General features: G+C 54.4%; 11 protein-coding genes. 4 read left to right on the forward strand and 7 right to left on the reverse strand.

The features are described 5' to 3' along the window. The 6 genes from J2I48_RS24705 to J2I48_RS24730 all read right to left on the reverse strand — a co-directional run bounded on the left by J2I48_RS24705 (nt 1) and on the right by J2I48_RS24730 (nt 11,072). Entirely contained in the window at nt 1–3,318 is a 3,318-nt protein-coding gene (locus J2I48_RS24705) for a SusC/RagA family TonB-linked outer membrane protein (RefSeq protein WP_374758174.1), read from the reverse strand. Between the two features lie 346 nt (nt 3,319–3,664). Then, nucleotides 3,665–4,555 carry a hydroxypyruvate isomerase family protein gene (locus J2I48_RS24710; RefSeq protein ID WP_207338197.1) on the reverse strand — a complete coding sequence of 297 codons (891 nt, stop codon included), beginning with the start codon at nt 4,553–4,555 and terminating at the stop codon, nt 3,665–3,667. A 41-nt stretch (nt 4,556–4,596) separates the two neighbouring features. Next, nucleotides 4,597–5,307 (reverse strand): 3-keto-disaccharide hydrolase, encoded by a 711-nt coding sequence (locus tag J2I48_RS24715; protein WP_207338198.1) that lies wholly within the window; start codon nt 5,305–5,307, stop codon nt 4,597–4,599. Nucleotides 5,308–5,445: 138 nt separating this feature from the next. After that, nucleotides 5,446–5,922, reverse strand: coding sequence for a hypothetical protein (locus J2I48_RS24720; RefSeq protein WP_207338199.1), 477 nt, complete (start codon nt 5,920–5,922; stop codon nt 5,446–5,448). A gap of 135 nt (nt 5,923–6,057) precedes the next feature. Beyond that, complete coding sequence (locus tag J2I48_RS24725; RefSeq protein ID WP_207338200.1) at nt 6,058–7,845, reverse strand: RagB/SusD family nutrient uptake outer membrane protein; 1,788 nt, start codon at nt 7,843–7,845, stop codon at nt 6,058–6,060. 20 nt (nt 7,846–7,865) lie between these two features. Next, nucleotides 7,866–11,072, reverse strand: coding sequence for a SusC/RagA family TonB-linked outer membrane protein (locus tag J2I48_RS24730; RefSeq protein ID WP_207338201.1), 3,207 nt, complete (start codon nt 11,070–11,072; stop codon nt 7,866–7,868). A gap of 586 nt (nt 11,073–11,658) precedes the next feature. On the opposite strand from J2I48_RS24730, the gene J2I48_RS24735 reads away from it, so the two are divergent. The 3 genes from J2I48_RS24735 to J2I48_RS24745 all read left to right on the forward strand — a co-directional run bounded on the left by J2I48_RS24735 (nt 11,659) and on the right by J2I48_RS24745 (nt 13,706). Continuing rightward, nucleotides 11,659–12,306, forward strand: a complete 648-nt coding sequence (locus tag J2I48_RS24735; protein WP_207338202.1) for a hypothetical protein — start codon at nt 11,659–11,661, stop codon at nt 12,304–12,306. A gap of 166 nt (nt 12,307–12,472) precedes the next feature. Continuing rightward, the gene (locus tag J2I48_RS24740) at nt 12,473–13,270 is read left to right on the forward strand and encodes a PD-(D/E)XK nuclease-like domain-containing protein (protein ID WP_207338206.1); all 798 of its coding nucleotides are present in this window, start codon (nt 12,473–12,475) and stop codon (nt 13,268–13,270) included. A gap of 52 nt (nt 13,271–13,322) precedes the next feature. Further along, entirely contained in the window at nt 13,323–13,706 is a 384-nt protein-coding gene (locus J2I48_RS24745; protein ID WP_207338203.1) for a hypothetical protein, read from the forward strand. On the opposite strand, the gene J2I48_RS24750 is transcribed toward J2I48_RS24745, so the two are convergent. After that, complete coding sequence (locus tag J2I48_RS24750) at nt 13,707–17,426, reverse strand: CRTAC1 family protein (protein ID WP_207338204.1); 3,720 nt, start codon at nt 17,424–17,426, stop codon at nt 13,707–13,709. 162 nt (nt 17,427–17,588) lie between these two features. Between J2I48_RS24750 and J2I48_RS24755 the strand changes: the two genes are divergently transcribed. Further along, on the forward strand, nt 17,589–17,772 hold a 184-nt coding region (locus J2I48_RS24755; protein ID WP_310587307.1), incomplete at its 3' end, for a type II toxin-antitoxin system HigB family toxin.

Consider the following 17,772-nt stretch of genomic DNA (forward strand, 5'->3'; position numbering starts at 1 on the left):
TTAAAAACCGAAGCTGATTTGGAAGTTGTACCCCCGCGTAACCGGGTAATTGCCGATGTCGATACCGAAGTTGGAATCAGCTGCACCACCCACCGCCGGGTCCAGACCAGTGTATTTGGTCACGGTAAACAGGTTGGTAGCCGATACGCCCAGTCGCAACCGGCTCAAGCCCGTGGCACCCAGCATTCGTGATGGAAATGTATACCCTGCCGATAGGTATTGCATCCGCAAAAACGAGCCGTCTTCCACATAGTAAGAGTTCGACTGGGTGTTGGTGCTGAAGTTCGATGCGCTCTCGAAAATGGGAATGTTCGTATTGGTATTGGTTGGGAGCCACGAATCCTTCACCCGGGCGCTCACCGCCGCGCCAGAAAACGACGTGTAAAAATCGGTGAACCAGCGCGAGTTATTGAAGATCTTGTTACCTAGCGACGTATACAGGTACGTGTTTACGTCGAACCCGCCGTAGCGTAGCGTCAGCGTTACCCCACCCGTAAACTTCGGTACGGGGCTGCCCAGATAAGCGCGGTCGGCATCATCAATTTTGCCGTCGCCGTTGGTATCGGCATACCGGAAACGACCCGGACCCGCACCGCTCTGATACGTAGCACTGGTAACGCTGGCGGGATTTGTGGATGCCGCTTTGGCAGCGTCCAGGGCAATCTTGTCGGCCGCCGCCACCTCTTCCTTACTCTGCCATAGACCAACCACATTATAGCCGTAGAACGACGAAATAGACTGCCCTGGCTCGTTACGCACCACGTTGGTACTCAGGCGTGTACCACCCGAATAGAAGTAGGGAGTGCCGGGAGCCAGCGCCTGAATCTGGTTGCTCAGAAAGCTACCAACCGCCGTTACTTCATACCCCACCTTGGGTGTCAGGTTGCCCCGCGTAATGACCGTGATATCGATACCCTGGTTGCGCATCTGGGCAATGTTTACCGCCGGCGCATTGGCCCGCACACCCACTACACCCGGCAAACCCAATTGAAACAACAGGTCGCGGGTATCTTTCCGCCACACGTCGAGGATTACTTCCAGCTTGTTGTTGAAGAATGAACCGTCGAAACCAAGGTTTGACGTGATACTGGTTTCCCATTTGGCATCGGCGTTGCCGATTCGGCTGCGGTAGAAGCCCGACTGAACAGAGGTGTTTGCCCCGGTAATGTCGTAGCCATTACCCGCGTTTGAGGCAAACAGGTTATACTGGTTGTTGGGGTCTACGTTATTCGAGTTGCCCATTAGCCCGTAGCCACCCCGAATCTTGAGGTCCGACACCCAGGGCACGCTCTTCATGAACGGCTCGGCCGAAATGCGCCATGCCGCCGAAAACGCCGGAAATACGCCATACCGGTTGTTGGCACCAAACTGCGACGAGCCATCGCGACGTACCGTACCCGACACAATGTATTTGTCATTGAGGGCATAGCGCGCCTGTGCAAACGTTGAAAAGAAGTTAACGCCAAGGCCGTAGCCACTACCCACCTGCCGCGTAGCACCCGGCGTAGTTGAACTAATGGTGACGTAGTTAGGATCTACCGTAAACGGGTTTAAGCCTGAGCCGTCAACGTTACGGCCTGAACCTGTATTCAGCGCTTCGACACCCACCAGCGCGTTGATGCTGTGGATACCAAATTGCTGCTTGTATTGGGCCGTGTTGGTAAACGTCCAGGCCAGCCCGAAACCTGCTCCTTCGCCGTAGGTGAAGTTGGTGCCGTTTTCCGAGTTTTCGTACTGCGCCCGGCTGTAGTAGTTGTAGTAGTAGTTGCGGTATGAGCCGCCGAGGCTGCTGCGCAGGGTCAGGGCTGGAATGACGTCATACTCCAGGTAGGCGTTGCCATAACCCACCAGGTTGGCGTTCAGGTTATTCTGCTGCCCGTCGCGGTTGGCTACCGGGTTGCGAGGGTTATTGAAGCCAGGCGCTGCCGTACCCGCATAGCCGCCAAACGAGTTGTATACCGGAATGATTGGTGGCATACGGAACGCCTGCAATACATCATTTTCATCGGAAGCTACCCCCTGACCACCACTACCACCTTGCAAACCGCGGGTTGAGAGGTAGGTAAACTGGATGTTTTCGCCAAACCGCAGTTTCTTGGTAATGTCGAACTCGGTGTTGGCCCGTAGCGAATAGCGCGTGAAGTCGTTGAACTTTACAATGCCCGCCTGCTGCTGCATACCCAGGCTAATGTAGAACCGGCTGTAATCTGACCCACCCGAAAAGCCCAGCGTGTGGCGCATAAGCGGTGCCGTGCGCGTGATGGCCTTATACCAGTCGGTACCCTCTTTGTTGGCCGGGATGACCAGGTAGATAGCCCCGTTGGCCGGGTTCACGTTGTACTTCTTCTGTTCCGCAGCCAGGTCTACGCCACCCGTTACGCCAGACCGGTTACCCACCAGCAGGTATTCGGGCAACACCGGGGTTGGTCCTGAGCCATACTGACCACCCGCCAGGTTGGTGAAACTGTCGGGACCCAGTGGTACGCCTTCCTGATACTTGTCATTTTTGCGAGACTGCCACGTCCAGTCAGCCTGTTCCTGTGGGTTCAGAATGGGCTGGCCCTTGCCAGGGTCTGTGGCACCAAACAGGCCATCATACGACACGGTGAGTTTCTGCGCCCGACGCTGCCCTTTCTTGGTCGTGTAGACAATGACGCCGTTGGCGGCCCGCGCCCCATAGATAGAGGCCGAAGCCGCATCTTTCAGCACCGTCGTGGTCTCGATATCGTCGGGTACCAGAAAATCGACGGTTTGGGTAGGTACGCCATCTACCACATAGAGGGGCTGGTTACCCCCAAAAGCACCAAAGCCCCGCACCCGTATCTGACTGCTGGTGCCCGGCTGTCCGTTGGTAATCACCGTCAGGCCCGACACCCGGCCCTGCAATTGCTGCTCTACGTTACCTGACGGCACCGATTTGAGTTGCTGCGGCTGCACGGTAGACACTGCCCCGGACGTCTCGCGGCGGCTATCAGTCGAGTAACCTGTCACGACCACTTCGTTGAGCGAGGTGGCGTCTTCATCGAGTGCTACATTGATTGTGCTTTGGCTACCCACCGATCGCTCCTGTGATGTATACCCAATGAAAGAAAAAACCAGAATGGCGTTGTCGGGTACAGTGATGCTGAAATCGCCGGTGGCGTTGGTGACGACACCGCGAGAAGTGCCTTTTACGGTGACGTTAACACCGGGGATGCCTGCCTTGTCGGCGCTGCCCGTTACCCGGCCGGTTCGGGCGGTGCCTTGCGCCAGCGCCAGCCCACTATTGACTAGCAAACCCAGCAAAAGACAAAGGCCCAGTAGTCTGGATATACACATGTTTACCATAGCGTATGAGAATAGGTTATGACAGCCTGTGATGACTGCCTCCGTAAAACCGGCTTTGTGTATTGAGTCTACTATATCTATAATATTTATAGAAGAAATAATTATATTTATTCGCGTCAAATCATTCTTTTTTCGTTAAAAAATGCAAATTAATTTTCAGTATACTTATAAAATTGCGTAAGTATTTATAATATTAACTTAAAATTTAGATTAAAATAGAGTAAAAAATACTCATGCTCACATGTTTATTTTTTTGTCGTTGAGTATAATTACGAAAAAAGGGTCTCCAATGTGTGATGGAGACCCTTTTGAATTAACTAACCACCCCTTTTTCTACTTATACATCGCATAGCATGACGGCTTCGCGGAGGCTGGTGAGGGGGTCACGCTTGGGAATGAATTCCTGGGCTACGTATCCCTTGTAGCCTGTCGCTATAATAGCCTGCATCACGGCCGGGTAATAGATCTCCTGCGTCTGATCGATCTCGTTCCGACCGGGGTTACCGCCCGTATGGTAATGCCCGATGTACTGATGGTGTGCCCGGATCGTGCGGATGATGTCGCCTTCCATGATCTGCATATGGTAGATATCATAAAGTAGTTTGAACTTGTCTGAGCCTACTTTCTTGCATAGCTCAACGCCCCAGGCCGTATGGTCGCACATGTAGTCTTTGTGGTCTACCTTGCTGTTAAGGAGTTCCATAATCATGGTGATGCCATGCTTCTCGGCGCTGGGCATGAGGCGTTTCAGGCCCTTAGCGCAGTTTTCCAGCCCTTCGGCATCGCTCATGCCCTTCCGGTTACCCGAAAAGCAAATGACCGACGTCATGCCGGCGGCCTGTAGTTTCGGGAAAATGGCCTCGTAACTGGCTACGAGTTCATCGTGGAGCTTAGGGTCATTGAAACCATCCACGATACCTTTGCCAGCCCCCTGCGGCATGGCCGAGGTGAGACCATATTTCTTTAACGTCGGCCATTCGTCGGGGCCAGTCAGGTCTATCGACTTGATACCCATGGCTTTAGCCGCTTTGCAAAGATCGTCGAGCGGAATCTTTGAATAGCACCACCGGCAAACCGAGTGGTTAATATTACCCTTCATCGCCGTAGTAGCGGCAACGTAGGGCGTGGCAGGTTCAGACTCGTGCATGAGTTGGCTGGCGAGTGAAGGTACCGCCGACAGCGTCAGGGCAGTACCAGTCAAATTTCGGAGGGCGTTTCGGCGTTGCATAAGGGTAATTTGTCTGCGTAGAGACGCAAGATTTTGCGTCTCTACAGTTCACGTATACGAATATTGCGGAACCAGACGGGGTTGCTGTGGTCCTGAAGGGCAATTTTGCCCGTGGCGAATTTACCGAACCCTTCCCAGCCTTTGAACTTACTATTGGCTACCATGGCATCCCATTCGGGGCCGGAGGTGGGGTATTCGGCAATTTTCTTACCGTTCAGGTATTGTTCGGCTTTGCCTTTGTTGATTACCAGGCGAGCCTTATTCCACTCGCCGGCGGGTTTGGCGGCATTAGGCGTAATGGGCTTCTGCATGTCGTAAAGTGCCCCGGCGGTGCGGTTGCCATCGTGGCCCATTTTGGCATCGGGGTGACGCTCATTGTCGAGTACCTGCATTTCGGGACCAGTCTGGTAGGTGGCCTTGTACTTGGGGTCTTCGCTGACATGGTATATAATGCCGCTGTTGCCCCCTTCCGAAATCTTCCACTCTAGTTCCAGTTCAAAATTACCGTAGTCTTTATCGGTCACCAGGTCACCACCGCTCTTACTACCAGTCACGTAGTGAATGGCGCCGTCTTCAACCACCCATTTAGTGTCTGTGGGTATACCCGGTTTTTGAAAGATGTGCCAGCCAGCCAGCGTCTTACCGTCGAATAACGTCTGCCAGGGGCCTTTTTTAGGCATGGCGGCTTCAGAGAGAGTAGCGTTGAGCACCAGCGCCAGCAACACCAGCACGGGAAGTTTATACTGTTTCATAGAAAAACCCACAGCGATTTGCGTTGCGCGGTCGTAGCATAAAGCTAAAGGGTAGTCGGTTATAACGGTAGAGAATAAAAAAAGCGGGTTGCCCCTAATATGGAGCAACCCGCTTTTTTTAAGTAGTAAGTCAACTTCTTACGCCTTATCCACCTCTTTCCCCTCTTTATTGCTATACCCCTCATTATGCGGGTCGTACTGCGTGTTTGGGTCATCGCCCTGCTCCAAATAGGTAGCGTCGGCTCGGTGAAATAGAGCTTCATCAGACGGATTATCGGGCAACGATTCCAATTTCTTGGCCTCGGCGTCGGTCATGGGTCGGCTGGCTGATTGTGGGTTTAACTGGTTGGGGTCGATGTCCCACTCCTGATACGTACCCAGGCTTTCGCCACCGGGGGCGTCGGGGTTATTATCATCTTTGGTGGCGGCTTTGCTCAGCGTTGCCTCTACCTGATTTTGACCATCCATGTCAATTCCCGACGTACTGTCGTGGTACACATTGTTGCCTACCCCTTCCGACTCATGCCCGTAATCGGACGTGCCGTGTTGGTTGGGATCTTTTGAATAAAATTCAGCGTCGACTTTATCGGGGTCGAATGGTGATTGAGTTGCCATAGCGTTGCGTGGTTTACATGTGTAGCGTATAAACCCGGTCTCGCTTGTAGATGTTTTTGGGTAGTTTAAAGTATAGGGTCCAAGCGGTCCGCCGCTGCGGGGACCGCTTGGACCCTATACTTTAAACTTTAAACTTTACTTATACGCCGGGTTCTGCACCAGGGTGGGTGCGCCTGCTTTGTAGGCGTTGTCGATAGCCGTCTGGGGGATAGGGTAGTACTCGTTTTTCCCCTTCGTAAATGTTCCCACTTTCAGGTAGGTGCGCTTCAGGCTTTCTTTGGCCAGGTAGGCGTTCAGCGTTTCGGCGGCAATACCCCAACGCACGAGGTCGAAGAAGCGGTGGCCTTCCATACCAAACTCCAGGCGTGTCTCGTGCCGAACGGCTTTGCGGGCCGTGACTTTGTCGGCAAAGGTTGTGGCCGGGTAGGGCTTGATCACGTAGTTGGCAGCGGGGGCCTCCGTAACGGTGTAGTCGTCTCGGGTGGCACCCTGAGTAGCCTTTTTCACGAAATCGGCGGGGTTGGCAGCCCGTGCCCGAACCAGATTGGTCAGCTCACGCGCGCGGGCCAGCGTACCCACTTCCACCTCGGCTTCGGCCAGCCACAGCAGCACGTGGGCATAGCGAATGAGCCGGTAGTTATTGGCTGTCAGGTTCTGCCAGCCTGTTCCCAGCAGCGTATTTTTCTTCGAGGCAACGTGCTTCTTGGGCGAATAAGGACCGGCATAGCTCTGGTCGCGGATGAAATCGCTGTTGTGGATCTTGAAATCCTTGAACAGAATGCCCCGGCGGCCAACCGTCCAGTCCAGACGTGGATCGAGCGGACCATCATACGGCGTGTATGGGGCATCCAGAGCTACACCCTGATCGTTCTTCACGTCTACATCGTTGAACGTATCCAGCAGGGGTAACCCATTGGCATCGGTTTTATAGGCATTCACCAGGTTTTGCGACGGCTGGTAGAACCCACAGCAACCCCAGGGCGAGGCATAGGGGTGAGCCAGGCCCATACCCGCCGTGGCAGCACCATCATCGGCAGCCGACTTGGCATACTGCACCTCAAAAATAGACTCGCCATTGTTGCGCGTGTCAGAATCGAAGTTCTGCGAGAAGTTGCTTGCCAGGGTAAACTTGCCGCTGTTCACGATCTGGTCGAGCACGGTTTTCGCCTGCGTCAGTTTAGCTGCGTTAGGGGCACCGGTGGCAATGTCGAATCCTTGGAACATGTACGTCTTGCCGAGGTGCGCCAGGGCTGCCCACTTCGTGGGGCGACCAGGTTGCGCCTGCGCTTCGGGCAGCACGGCGGCAGCAGCCTGAAAATCGGCCTCAATGTTTGGCCAGATTTCCTTGTCATTGGGCACCTTCGTCGAGTTCGGGTCGCTGATATCGTAGACCTTCTCGTCGATGTAGGGGGCGTACCGGAAAATTTTGCGGGCCTCGAAATGGTAGTAGCCGCGCAGGAACCGGGCTTCAGCTTCGATCTGCTTACGGCGAGCGTCTGTGATGTCTTTCACATCGGCCAGTACGTCGAGCACGTTGTTGGTCCGGGCTACGCCTTCGTATAACCCCCGCCACTTGTTACGAATGTGTCCGTTGGTAGGCTGAAAATCATAGCGTTCGATAAACGACTGCTCCGGCTGATCGCCCGAATCGGTGCCTTTGTAGGCATCGTCAGAGGCAATGCCGCCAAATACCCAGTTCTGCACTTCATTATTCCAAGGGTCCTGCCCGTCGATACCCTGCCCATCGAGCATGCCGTAGGCACCGATCAGCAGCCCTTCGATACCCTGACTGTTGCTCAACGATGCCGGGCTGTATTGCCCTTGCGGCGGGCGGGTCAGGAAATCGGTGCTGCACGCGTCCAGCATTAACAATCCAGTGACTGTCAGGGCCGAGAGAGCGATTTTTTTATATGTTGCTTGCATTGGTTGCGAGTTGTTTAAGATTAGAATGACAGATTCAGACCGATCAGCAGGGTGCGCGACACGGGCAGGTAGCCCCCGTCGAAGCCGAGGTTCCGGTTTCTATCACTGTTGAAGTTATTCGAGATGCTGATTTCGGGGTTCAGGCCCGTGTACTTGGTGAACGTCAGCAGGTTTTGCCCCTGAATGTAGACCTGACAGCTACCCAGGCCCAGCGCCGACAGTACAGTCCTGGGCAGGGTGTAGCCAAGCTGCACGTTCTTCAGGCGGAAGTACGAACCGTCTTCGATGAAGTACGTCGATGGCAAACTGCTCACCTGATCGTTGGCATCGGGCGTGGGCACGGTGCCGCCCGTGTTGGTTGGCAACCAGGCATCGTACAGCGCACGGCGCGAGCGGTTGCCTTGGAACGTGTTGAAATCGGTGAAGTAGCGTGTGTAGTTAAAAATCTGGTTGCCCTGCGAACCACTGCCAAACAGCGTGAGGTCGAAGGCTTTGTAGCCCAGATTTACGTTCAGGCCGTAGGTAAAATCGGGGTGCGGGTTGCCAATAACCGTCCGGTCGGCATCCGTGATCTTATTGTCGCCATTTATGTCGGCAAACTTGAACTTACCCGGTTGGTTGTAGGTGGTTGTGCCGAATGGTGCCCATGCCTTAGCCTCGTCGGCAGTCTGGAAAATACCCAACACCTTGTAGCCAAAGAACGACGAGACGGGCAGACCGGCCTGCGTAACGGTTACGCCACCGCCCGGTACCCGCGAGTTATAGCCAAAGTACTGGGTATTGTCGCTGTCGTTGAGCCGAAGCACCTTGTTACGATACGTGGCCACGTTGCCTGTCACGTTGTAACGGAAAGCCCCCACCTGATTGCGGTAGCTGATAGCAAGGTCGATACCCCGGTTTTGCATACTACCTACGTTGTAGGCCGGAATATCGGCATCGCCCGCCGTGAAGGTAAAGGGCGTGGTGAAGAGCATGTCTGTGGTCTTCCGGCTCCAAACGTCGAAGTTGATTTCCAACTTGTTGTTCAGCATGGACAAGTCGAAGCCAAAGTTGGTCGAGGCTGTCGATTCCCATTTGGCGTTGGGGTTACCAAACCGTTGTGGGCTGAAACCAGCCGTCGGCGTGGTGGTACCACCGTCGATGGGGTAGCCATTGTGGTAGGTGTCGGAGCGGTAGGTCGTATAGGCGTTATAGTCACCAATAGCCTGGTTGCCGGTGATGCCGTAGCCGGCGCGGAGCTTCAGGTCATTGACAAACGTGACGCCGTTTTTGAAGAAGTTCTCTTCCGAAATCCGCCAGCCTGCGCTTACCGCCGGGAACAAGGCACTGTTTGAGGCCGACAGAAAACGTGACGATTTATCCTGCCGCAGAATGGCCTGGAACAAATACTTGTCGCCCAATGCGTAGTTCACCTTGCCGAATATCGAAAACAGCGAATAGTCCTGCTCAATCCGGCCTGAGTTGGCCGATGATGCCCGCGCGCCCAGATCGAGGTAGCTCTGAATAGACAGCTGATCGTTGAAGAAACCACTACGGAACGCATCGAAGTATTCCTGATACTGCCGGATGGCTTCGGTACCCACAAAGGCGTCGATCTTATGAACGCTGTTGAGGGTCTTGGTATAGCTCAGCGTGTTGGTCCAGACCCATTGGTAGTTGTAGCGGTTCTGATCGTTCAGTTCCAGGTTGAAGTTACCTTCGATGTATTCGGGGTTGGCCCGGCGGAGATACTTGGCGCGATCGCCATTGGCATCAATACCAATAGACGTGCGGGCCGTGAAACCAGCGGGCAGGTCCACTTCAGCGTAGGCATTGCCAAACACGCGCAGGCTGTTATAGCGGTTGTCACGCTGCCGGTAGAGCGTAGCTACCGGGTTTTCGTTATTACCCAGGTTCAGGCCCCGGCTACCAGCAAAGTTCCCGGCAATGTCGAAAACGGGCAGCAGTGGGTGGTGTTTATAGGCACCCGACACGGCGTTCTGCTCTTCGTTGTTGTTGAAACCACCTTTCCGGCTGCTGTAGGCCACCGTCAGGTTTTCACCCACGCGGATGCGTTTCTTTATATTAAACTCCGTGTTGGCCCGGATCGAGTAGCGGTCGTAGCCAATGTATTTGACCGTACCTTCCTGGTTGAAGTAGTTGACTGACAAGGCGTAGCGGCCGGTCTCTGACCCGCCCGTAGCGCCGAGCTGGTAGTTCTGGATAGGAGCTGTCTGCGATACTTCGTCGAACCAGTTGGTGTTGGCCGAGCGTGTAATGGGGTAAATGTTACTCGGCGTGAGCGAATACTTGGCCGGGTCAACGGCGGCGGTGCCTTCAGCTCCCTTGCTTGGGAACACGTAAGCCGGAATAGTCACCTGTCCGCTGGGGCCGTAGGTATACTGCCCGTGCGCTGGCGTTTTGCCCGCGCCGATGTCAGCCAGGTATAAGTAGCGGCCCAGTTCTTCGGAATTTAGCACTTCACCTTTTCTGGCCCACTGCTGCGAACCGTAGTAGGTGCTAAATGTAATCTGCGATACTCCGGCTTTGCCTTTCTTGGTGGTGATGATCACCACGCCATTAGCCGCCCGCGACCCGTAGATTGACGAAGCCGAGGCGTCTTTTAGCACCTGAAACGTTTCGATGTCGTTGGGGTTGATCGTACCCAAGTTCTGCGTGGGCACCCCGTCGATGATGTAGAGCGGGTCATTGTTACCAATAGTGCCAAAACCCCGGATCCTGACGGTGGCTCCACCACCCGGCGTGGCATCGTTGGTCACGGTTACGCCCGCAACCCGGCCCTGCAACTGCTGCGACACGTCGGTGGCAGGTACAGAGAGCAGATCTTTCGTATTGACGGTTGCCACCGCCCCCGTAATATCGCGCCGCGACTGGGCACTATAGCCCGTTACGACCACCTCATTCAGACTGGCTACGTCTTCTGCCAGCGTCACGTTAATTACCGATTTGCTCCCCACCGGTATTTCCTGCGATTTAAAACCGATGTAAGAAATGACCAGTACGGCATCATTGGGCGTTGTAATCTGAAAATTACCCCCCGCATCGCTTGTCACACCGCGTGTAGTTCCTTTGATGGTGATGTTTACCCCTGGAATGCCCGTGCCGTCGGCCTGTGCCGTAACGCGCCCTGTTCGGTTGGTACCTTGGCCAAATGCTGTTACGCTCACCAAAAGGAGACACAGCAGCAAGCCAAGATGCGCCCTGGTGACTGAGTAAAATTTTGACATACGTTTGAGATATATGTGATTTGGTTAATGAGAAATCAGTCCTGATTTCACCTTACCAAACTAGTCTACTGTGCGAGATACGGCAAACAAGTTTAAATCATCTCAGATATAGTTATATAAAAGGCAGATAATAGGCCTGTTTTTCATCAAAAAATACAATTATTTAAAATGTTAGTTTGAGTATTTAAGCTAAGTATAGCATCTTTTGTTTTTGAGTATTCAGGCGCGCTTTTTGAGTATTATCTATTTGTTATGCAGAGTATATATGTAATTTGACAAGGTCATTATGAATACGGTAAATAGGTTTTAGCTAAAACATATGAGCTGTTGACAGGAGGGGGTGAAAGTGATCTGTAAAGCCAGCCAACCTTATTCTCTTAAAATGCTACTAATGAACCAGTTACAGAGAGGACTCTTCGATGGTCTTTCGGGTTACGGGCCGCTGGGTAGGTGTATAAAAAATCGAACCTATATGTTTTTGTATTTGACTACAATAACGTATCTTTAACTCAGTAAACAACTCCCCTAAAAAGGCAAAAGGGGTCTCAACCGGACCCCCTGCTCGAACAGTAAACAACAAATACTAATGAACACGCAAAGCAAGAACACAATTGAGACAATTCAAAACGCGGAGGTCCTGAAACCCTACCAAAAGTTTCACGAGGGTACAGGCGAGGTGGTGAGTCGTTACAAATACCTGGAGGGGCACCCCCGCCAGTATCGGTTCGACGCTAAAGAAGGCGTGTTCAATATTAACGGCACCGAGAAAGTAGGTCGTACCCTTACCTTCCAGCCTATTGCCTGGCGCATTTTCACGGACAACATCCTGAATATGGGCACCAAGAACTGGGCCGAACTGTTTTTCATTGACGAAAAAAATTGCGTCTCGGCGGTGTTGTTCCACGGCTATTCCGTCGATAACATCTTCCGCCTCATTGAACCACTCTATTACGATGACCTTACCCTAGCCGACGTGGTGATTACGGCTGTGGCCGAGAAAAAAGAGAATAACAAGATCCAGCCCAAAGGCGTCTATTACATCGCCAACTTCAGCTACAAAATGGCCGACCCCACTGTGTCGGCCGAGTTAAAGCAGTACGCAAGCGACTATAAGGTGTTCCGCCAGGAAACCCTCACGGACATCGCTAACATCAAGACGGCGTTCAACTACTACAACCCCTTCGCCCACGCCATCGACGAACCCGCTCCGGCCTTGTTGACGGCGGGAGAATAAACTTGGTTTAACGTTCAAGGTCTAAGGTCTAACACGGTCCGCCGCTGCGGTTGCTTCGCGTGTGGTGTAGCAGAGCGCGAAGCAACCGCAGCGGCGGACCGTGTTAGACCTTAGACCTTGGACACGAAACTTACTTCACATGCTTTCTTCGCTATCATTCGACCAGATGCCGCAGGCGGCGCTGTCGCTTCGGCGTGCGTTGCCGGTAGATTACCGTTCGTTGCCCCGCGTCTCTAACTCCGACCTTACCCGGCTGAAAGAAGAGCAACTGGGCGCATTGCCTTCCGCCCGCTGGACTACCGAACGTACCCGCAGTTTTGGCAAGGCCTTTCACCAGCATCTGCTCGAGCCAGAGTCAGTGGCTACCGTGATGGAGCAACTCCTGCCCGACCTGGCCAATGAACGCCTCACGGCCACCGAACAGGTGAAACTGGAGGGGCTGATGAAAACCGTGCAGCGCGATTCGTTCTGCCGCCGCTACCTGCGCAACGCCGACCGGTGGGCCAGTCAGCAGGAACGGTTGTTTACGGGTCTCGACGATGCACAGTCGCTCACCGGGCAGAGTGAACGTGAGCGGGTGGTGCTCTTCACCGACCCCGCCACGCAGCAGCCCTGCAAAGCCCGCCTCGATCTGGTCTACACTAGCCCCAAACGCCAGAACGCGCTGATCATGGATTTCAAAACCACGTCGGCTCGCACACAGGCGCAGTTTCTGCAAAGCTGCTACGATTACGACTACGACCGGCAGGTGGCCTTTTACCTCGACAGCCTTCGCCATGCCGACAACAACGAGTGGGCCACCACTAAACGGTTCCGGTTTGTGCTTGTGGGTGTGATGAAACAGACCCCCCACCGGCTGTTTGCCGTCGATGCCACGTCTATTCCCGGCTTCGTGGAATATGGACAAAAAAAGTATCGTTTCTGGCTTAGAAAATGGCAGGAGTCGAGCGGGTTAATGGACTAATTAGCTCCTCTTTTTGTTCTACTAAGAGGGCCGTTTTCTGGTTCCGACGTCTATGAACACAAGCACGCAACTCACCGATACCGCCAGCCTCACCGCCGCCCTGATGTCGGTGCGGCCGTCGCGCATTCAGTTCGATTGGGGCACCGACAACTGGGTACTCTGGATCGAAGACCTGAGCATCACAGGCACCCTGCTCGACCAAATGGCTGAGGTGATTGACCGGGTAGGGTTCGCCGTTGAATTACAGACCGGCTGGGACCACCGCGAAGAAAACGACACCTTCCACCCGCTGTTTGGCTACCGGCTCCTCCTGCGCGACGCTACAGGCCTTTGGCACGGCATCCGGGTCGATGCCGCCGGGCGGTTCATTAGCACTACGCCCCTCCAGGAGCTTGACTACGAAATCGCCTACGATAAGGTGATGTGGATTGATTAGTCATTGGCTGCGCGTCTGCACGTGGCCTTTGACATCAATCACGTCGATTTGCTTTACCTGCGGACTAAGCCAGAGCGCACGGCTCGACTGCGACAGGAACGAATTACCCCAGGGTAGTTCGTTTTTTTGTTTGCGCCCATCGGCGAAGGTAAGCAGCACGGCCACGTCGGTCGGTTTTGGGCGAAAGAGCTTACCGGCTACTGACCCACGGAAGGCACAGAGCATACCCCGGTTCTGGCTGGCCACATACAGCGGATTCCCCCTGGTATCGGGCAGGGTGACAAAGCCTTTGGCATTGCCCGGCACGCAGAAGCCGGAGTGGGCCATGGGCTGCGGTACAAAACCACCCTTACCATCGCCGCGGAGGTACAGACCGTTCAGCGCATCGTAGCGGCCAATGAGCACTTCTCCGCTGAAGTCATTACCCACCGCCAGCAAGTCGAGGTTCCCGTCATGATCTACATCAGTAGCCAACATGCCAAAAAGCGGAGCCAGCTGCGCCTGCATGGGTAGCGGGCGCATGTCGAAGTTGCCGTTGCCTTTATTCTCAATATACATCGACCGCAACTCGTTGGCTTCCAATACGGTAGCCTGCTTTAACTCTTCGGGCTTGAGCAGTTTGTCGATGCTGGCCTGAGTGAAATCGCGGTACTGCTGAAAACGGCCCCGCATCATAATCATCTGCCTGATGAGGTCGTCACGGCCATGAAACGTGAACTCGCGGCGTTGACCGTTTTCGTCGGGAATAAACACTGTGGGGATGGCGTCGTAGAAACCGTTGTTGTCGAAATCACCGGCGTAGAGCCGTATGGGTTCTTTTTCGCTGGCCCGCATCCGGGCATTGAGGCCAAGGTTACCGGCTACATAATCAACATCACCGTCATTGTCGAAGTCGCCCGCCGTGAGGGAGTTCCACCAGCCTAACTTGCTGTTGAGAAGTTTGTCGGTTTGTTTGTTTAGCTGTTTTCCCTGCTGGTTTTCCAGAAGCGTTAGGGGCATCCATTCGCCGGCGAGGAGGAGGTCGGGGTCGCCGTCGTTGTCGGGGTCAGTCCAGAGGGCATCGCAAACGAGGCCGATGTCTTTCAGGGCGGGGGCAACCTGGGCCGTTACATCAGTGAAGTGGGGCTGACCTGTGGCAGACCGGTCATTGCGCAGCAACAGGCTCGACGTGGCTTTGGGGTACTGGTCGGGCACCACGCGGCCACCTACAAACAGATCCAGATCACCGTCGTGGTCGAAGTCGGCGGCTTTCACGCACGATTTACTAGTGGTGTTGGCAGGCAACGCACCCACGGCCAGCGTAAACTGTCCGGTGCCGTCGTTCATATACAGCCGGTCCTGATAGGCGGTGGGGTTGTTATTGCCCTCCACGCTGCCACTAGCGATGTACAAATCCAGATCACCGTCGGCGTCGGCATCGAAGAAGAGCGTGCCCATGTCTTCTTCCACTTTCTGTTCCGGCGTTTGGGCGGGCAGGCCCTTTTTTTCCACGAAAGCGCCCGATGCCGTTTGCAGCAATAATTGCCCCACGTGCTGCCGCGACCCGCCCACAAACACGTCGTCAAGCCCATCGCCGTTGACATCCCCCACCGACACTGCCGGGCCAAACTGCGAGAACTTGTGCGGCAACAGTTTCTGGTTGTTGAAATCGATGTATTCGGGTTCGACGTGGGTAATAGCAAGGCCCAGCGAATCGGTCACGTCATGCAGCAACGGCGGCACAGGACGGGTTTCGGTGGGTGTTTCGGTGGCGTCGGTCTGGCGCAGGGCCAATACCTGATTAGGCTTCACGTTGCGCAGGGTTTGCTGCCGGGCTGGCTTCCCATCGTGCGCGGGCCATACCACCCGTAGCTCATCGATATTCCTCACATCGCCCAGGCCGATATGCCCGATGGGTTCTACCGTCGAGAGGTAACCGCGGTAGGGGCTATGCTCATAAACCTGCTCCTGAGCCTTGCCAGCGCGGTTTTTATAATGCAACTCGACAAAAGCGCCCAGCCCCATTTTGTTGTGCTCCGGCCCGGTAAACGTCAGTCGCAAATACCCCGCCTTCGCCGAAATCTCAGCCCCGGCCTTGTCGATGAGATTATTGCGGTACACAAACGCCGAGTCGTTGATGTTGTTGACTACGTAGTCCAGGTCGCCGTCATTATCGAGGTCGCCGTAGGCCGCGCCGTTCGAGAAGCTCGGCGTTTTCATGCCCCAGGCTTCGGTCACGTCGTCGAAATTGGGAATGTTGCTGGCATCCGAAACGCCTTTGTTACGGAAAGCGTAGTTCGGAATTTTCACCACGGGAATCTGGTCGAGCAAGAACCGTTTCGTAGCCACCGACGAACTTTGCGCCCGGAACGACGTAAAATCGCGGTCGGTTACGTCTTTTGGGAACCCATTGGTAATCAGCAGGTCGCGGTAGCCGTCATTGTCGAAATCCACCAGCGAGGGCGCCCAGCTCCAGTCGGTTTCGGCCACATCGGTCAGCAAACTAATTTCGCTGAACAGGGGTGCCCCCGGCTCTATGCGCTGAATGGGTGCCTCGTGGCCGGGCATCATCAATGGCTGCCCGGTGGTGAGGCCCAGCGTACCTGGCCTGGGTCCCTGATTCAGTTGGAGGGTGTTGCGGACATACTGGTAGTTGAAGCCGTAGTGCTCATTGTTGAGGTAGGTCTGGTAGTTGTTTGGCCCCACCAGCATCTTCTTGCGGAAGTTGTCGCGGGGCAGCATGTCTACCGCCACCAGGTCCATCAACCCGTCATTGTTGATGTCGGCTACGTCGTTGCCCATCGCCGAACTGCTGGTGTGTTTGAAATACTGACCCGCCTCATCGCGAAAGCCAGTGTGCTGATTGCCAATATGTTGGTTAACCCAGAGAAGGTCATCAGAGAGGTAATCATTCGTCACGTAGACGTCGCGCCAGCCGTCGCGGTTCAGGTCGGTGATGTTGATCCCCAGGCCGAAGCCTTCCAGCTGAATACCCTCCTGCTTCGAGACATTGGTAAATACCGGGTGACCCAGCTTCGCGTCGAAATCGTTGCGGTACAGGCGGTCGGTGGTTTTAGACGACCCGTCGGCCAGTTTGTTATGGTACGAGTTAGGGCTGCCCTGTTCAATGGTGTTGGTGAGCACATACAGGTCCAGGTCGCCGTCGTTGTCGTAGTCGAAAAAGGCCGCGTTGGTGGTATGACCGTTGTCGGCAACGCCGTATTCGCGGGCCATTTCGCGGAAGACGGGCGTACCGTTTCGCACCCCCTGATTTACAAACAGCAGGTTCTCGCGCTTCACCGAATCTTTACTCACGGTAGCCCCCACGTAGAGGTCCATGCGCCCGTCGTTGTTGATGTCTACTGCTGCCACACCCGAACACCATTTGCCCCCGCCCCCCACACCCGACGCAGGTGTGATGTCACGAAACTTCAGGTCGTGGGTGCCGGGCTGGGTCTGATTCAGAAACAGCCGGTTGGGCACCTGGTTGCCGGTGAAAAACACGTCGGTACGGCCATCATTGTCGAAATCGGCCAGGGCCAGGCCGCCACCATTATAGATGTACTCGAAGTCGACAATGTTCATGCTGTCATTGTCGATAATCCGGTTGGCGAAGGTGATGCCGGTGTCTTCGGCGGGCAGGAGCGAAAAGAGCGGTTTTTGACCAAGCTGGCAGGCGTCGAGACCAATGAAAAGGCCCACTACGGCACACAGACTCAGAAAACGGGTATTCGTACGCATGAAAGCGGTGGGTTGCATTTTATGAAAATAACAGGCTACAATTTACACATTCTCTGGCCAATGATATAAGTGCAGGAGCAGTTATGACCTACCCAAACCGACAGACATGAGTGTGCATATTTCAGATTACGAAAAAAGAATCCATATTTGGAAATTCCTGCCGTGACTAACCTATTTTCTGAATGGTTATCATTACGAAAGGCGTTTAATACTGTTGACTACGTTGGCAATGAGCGGTACGTGTTCAACATAAAGGGGAATCAATACCGACTTGTGGCGATGATTTCCTTCGATAAACGAACCCTTTTCATTCGTTTTGTTGGCACACACAGTGAGTATGACGAAG

The sequence above is a fragment of the Fibrella aquatilis genome (assembly GCF_017353255.1).
Classification (GTDB): domain Bacteria; phylum Bacteroidota; class Bacteroidia; order Cytophagales; family Spirosomataceae; genus Fibrella; species Fibrella aquatilis.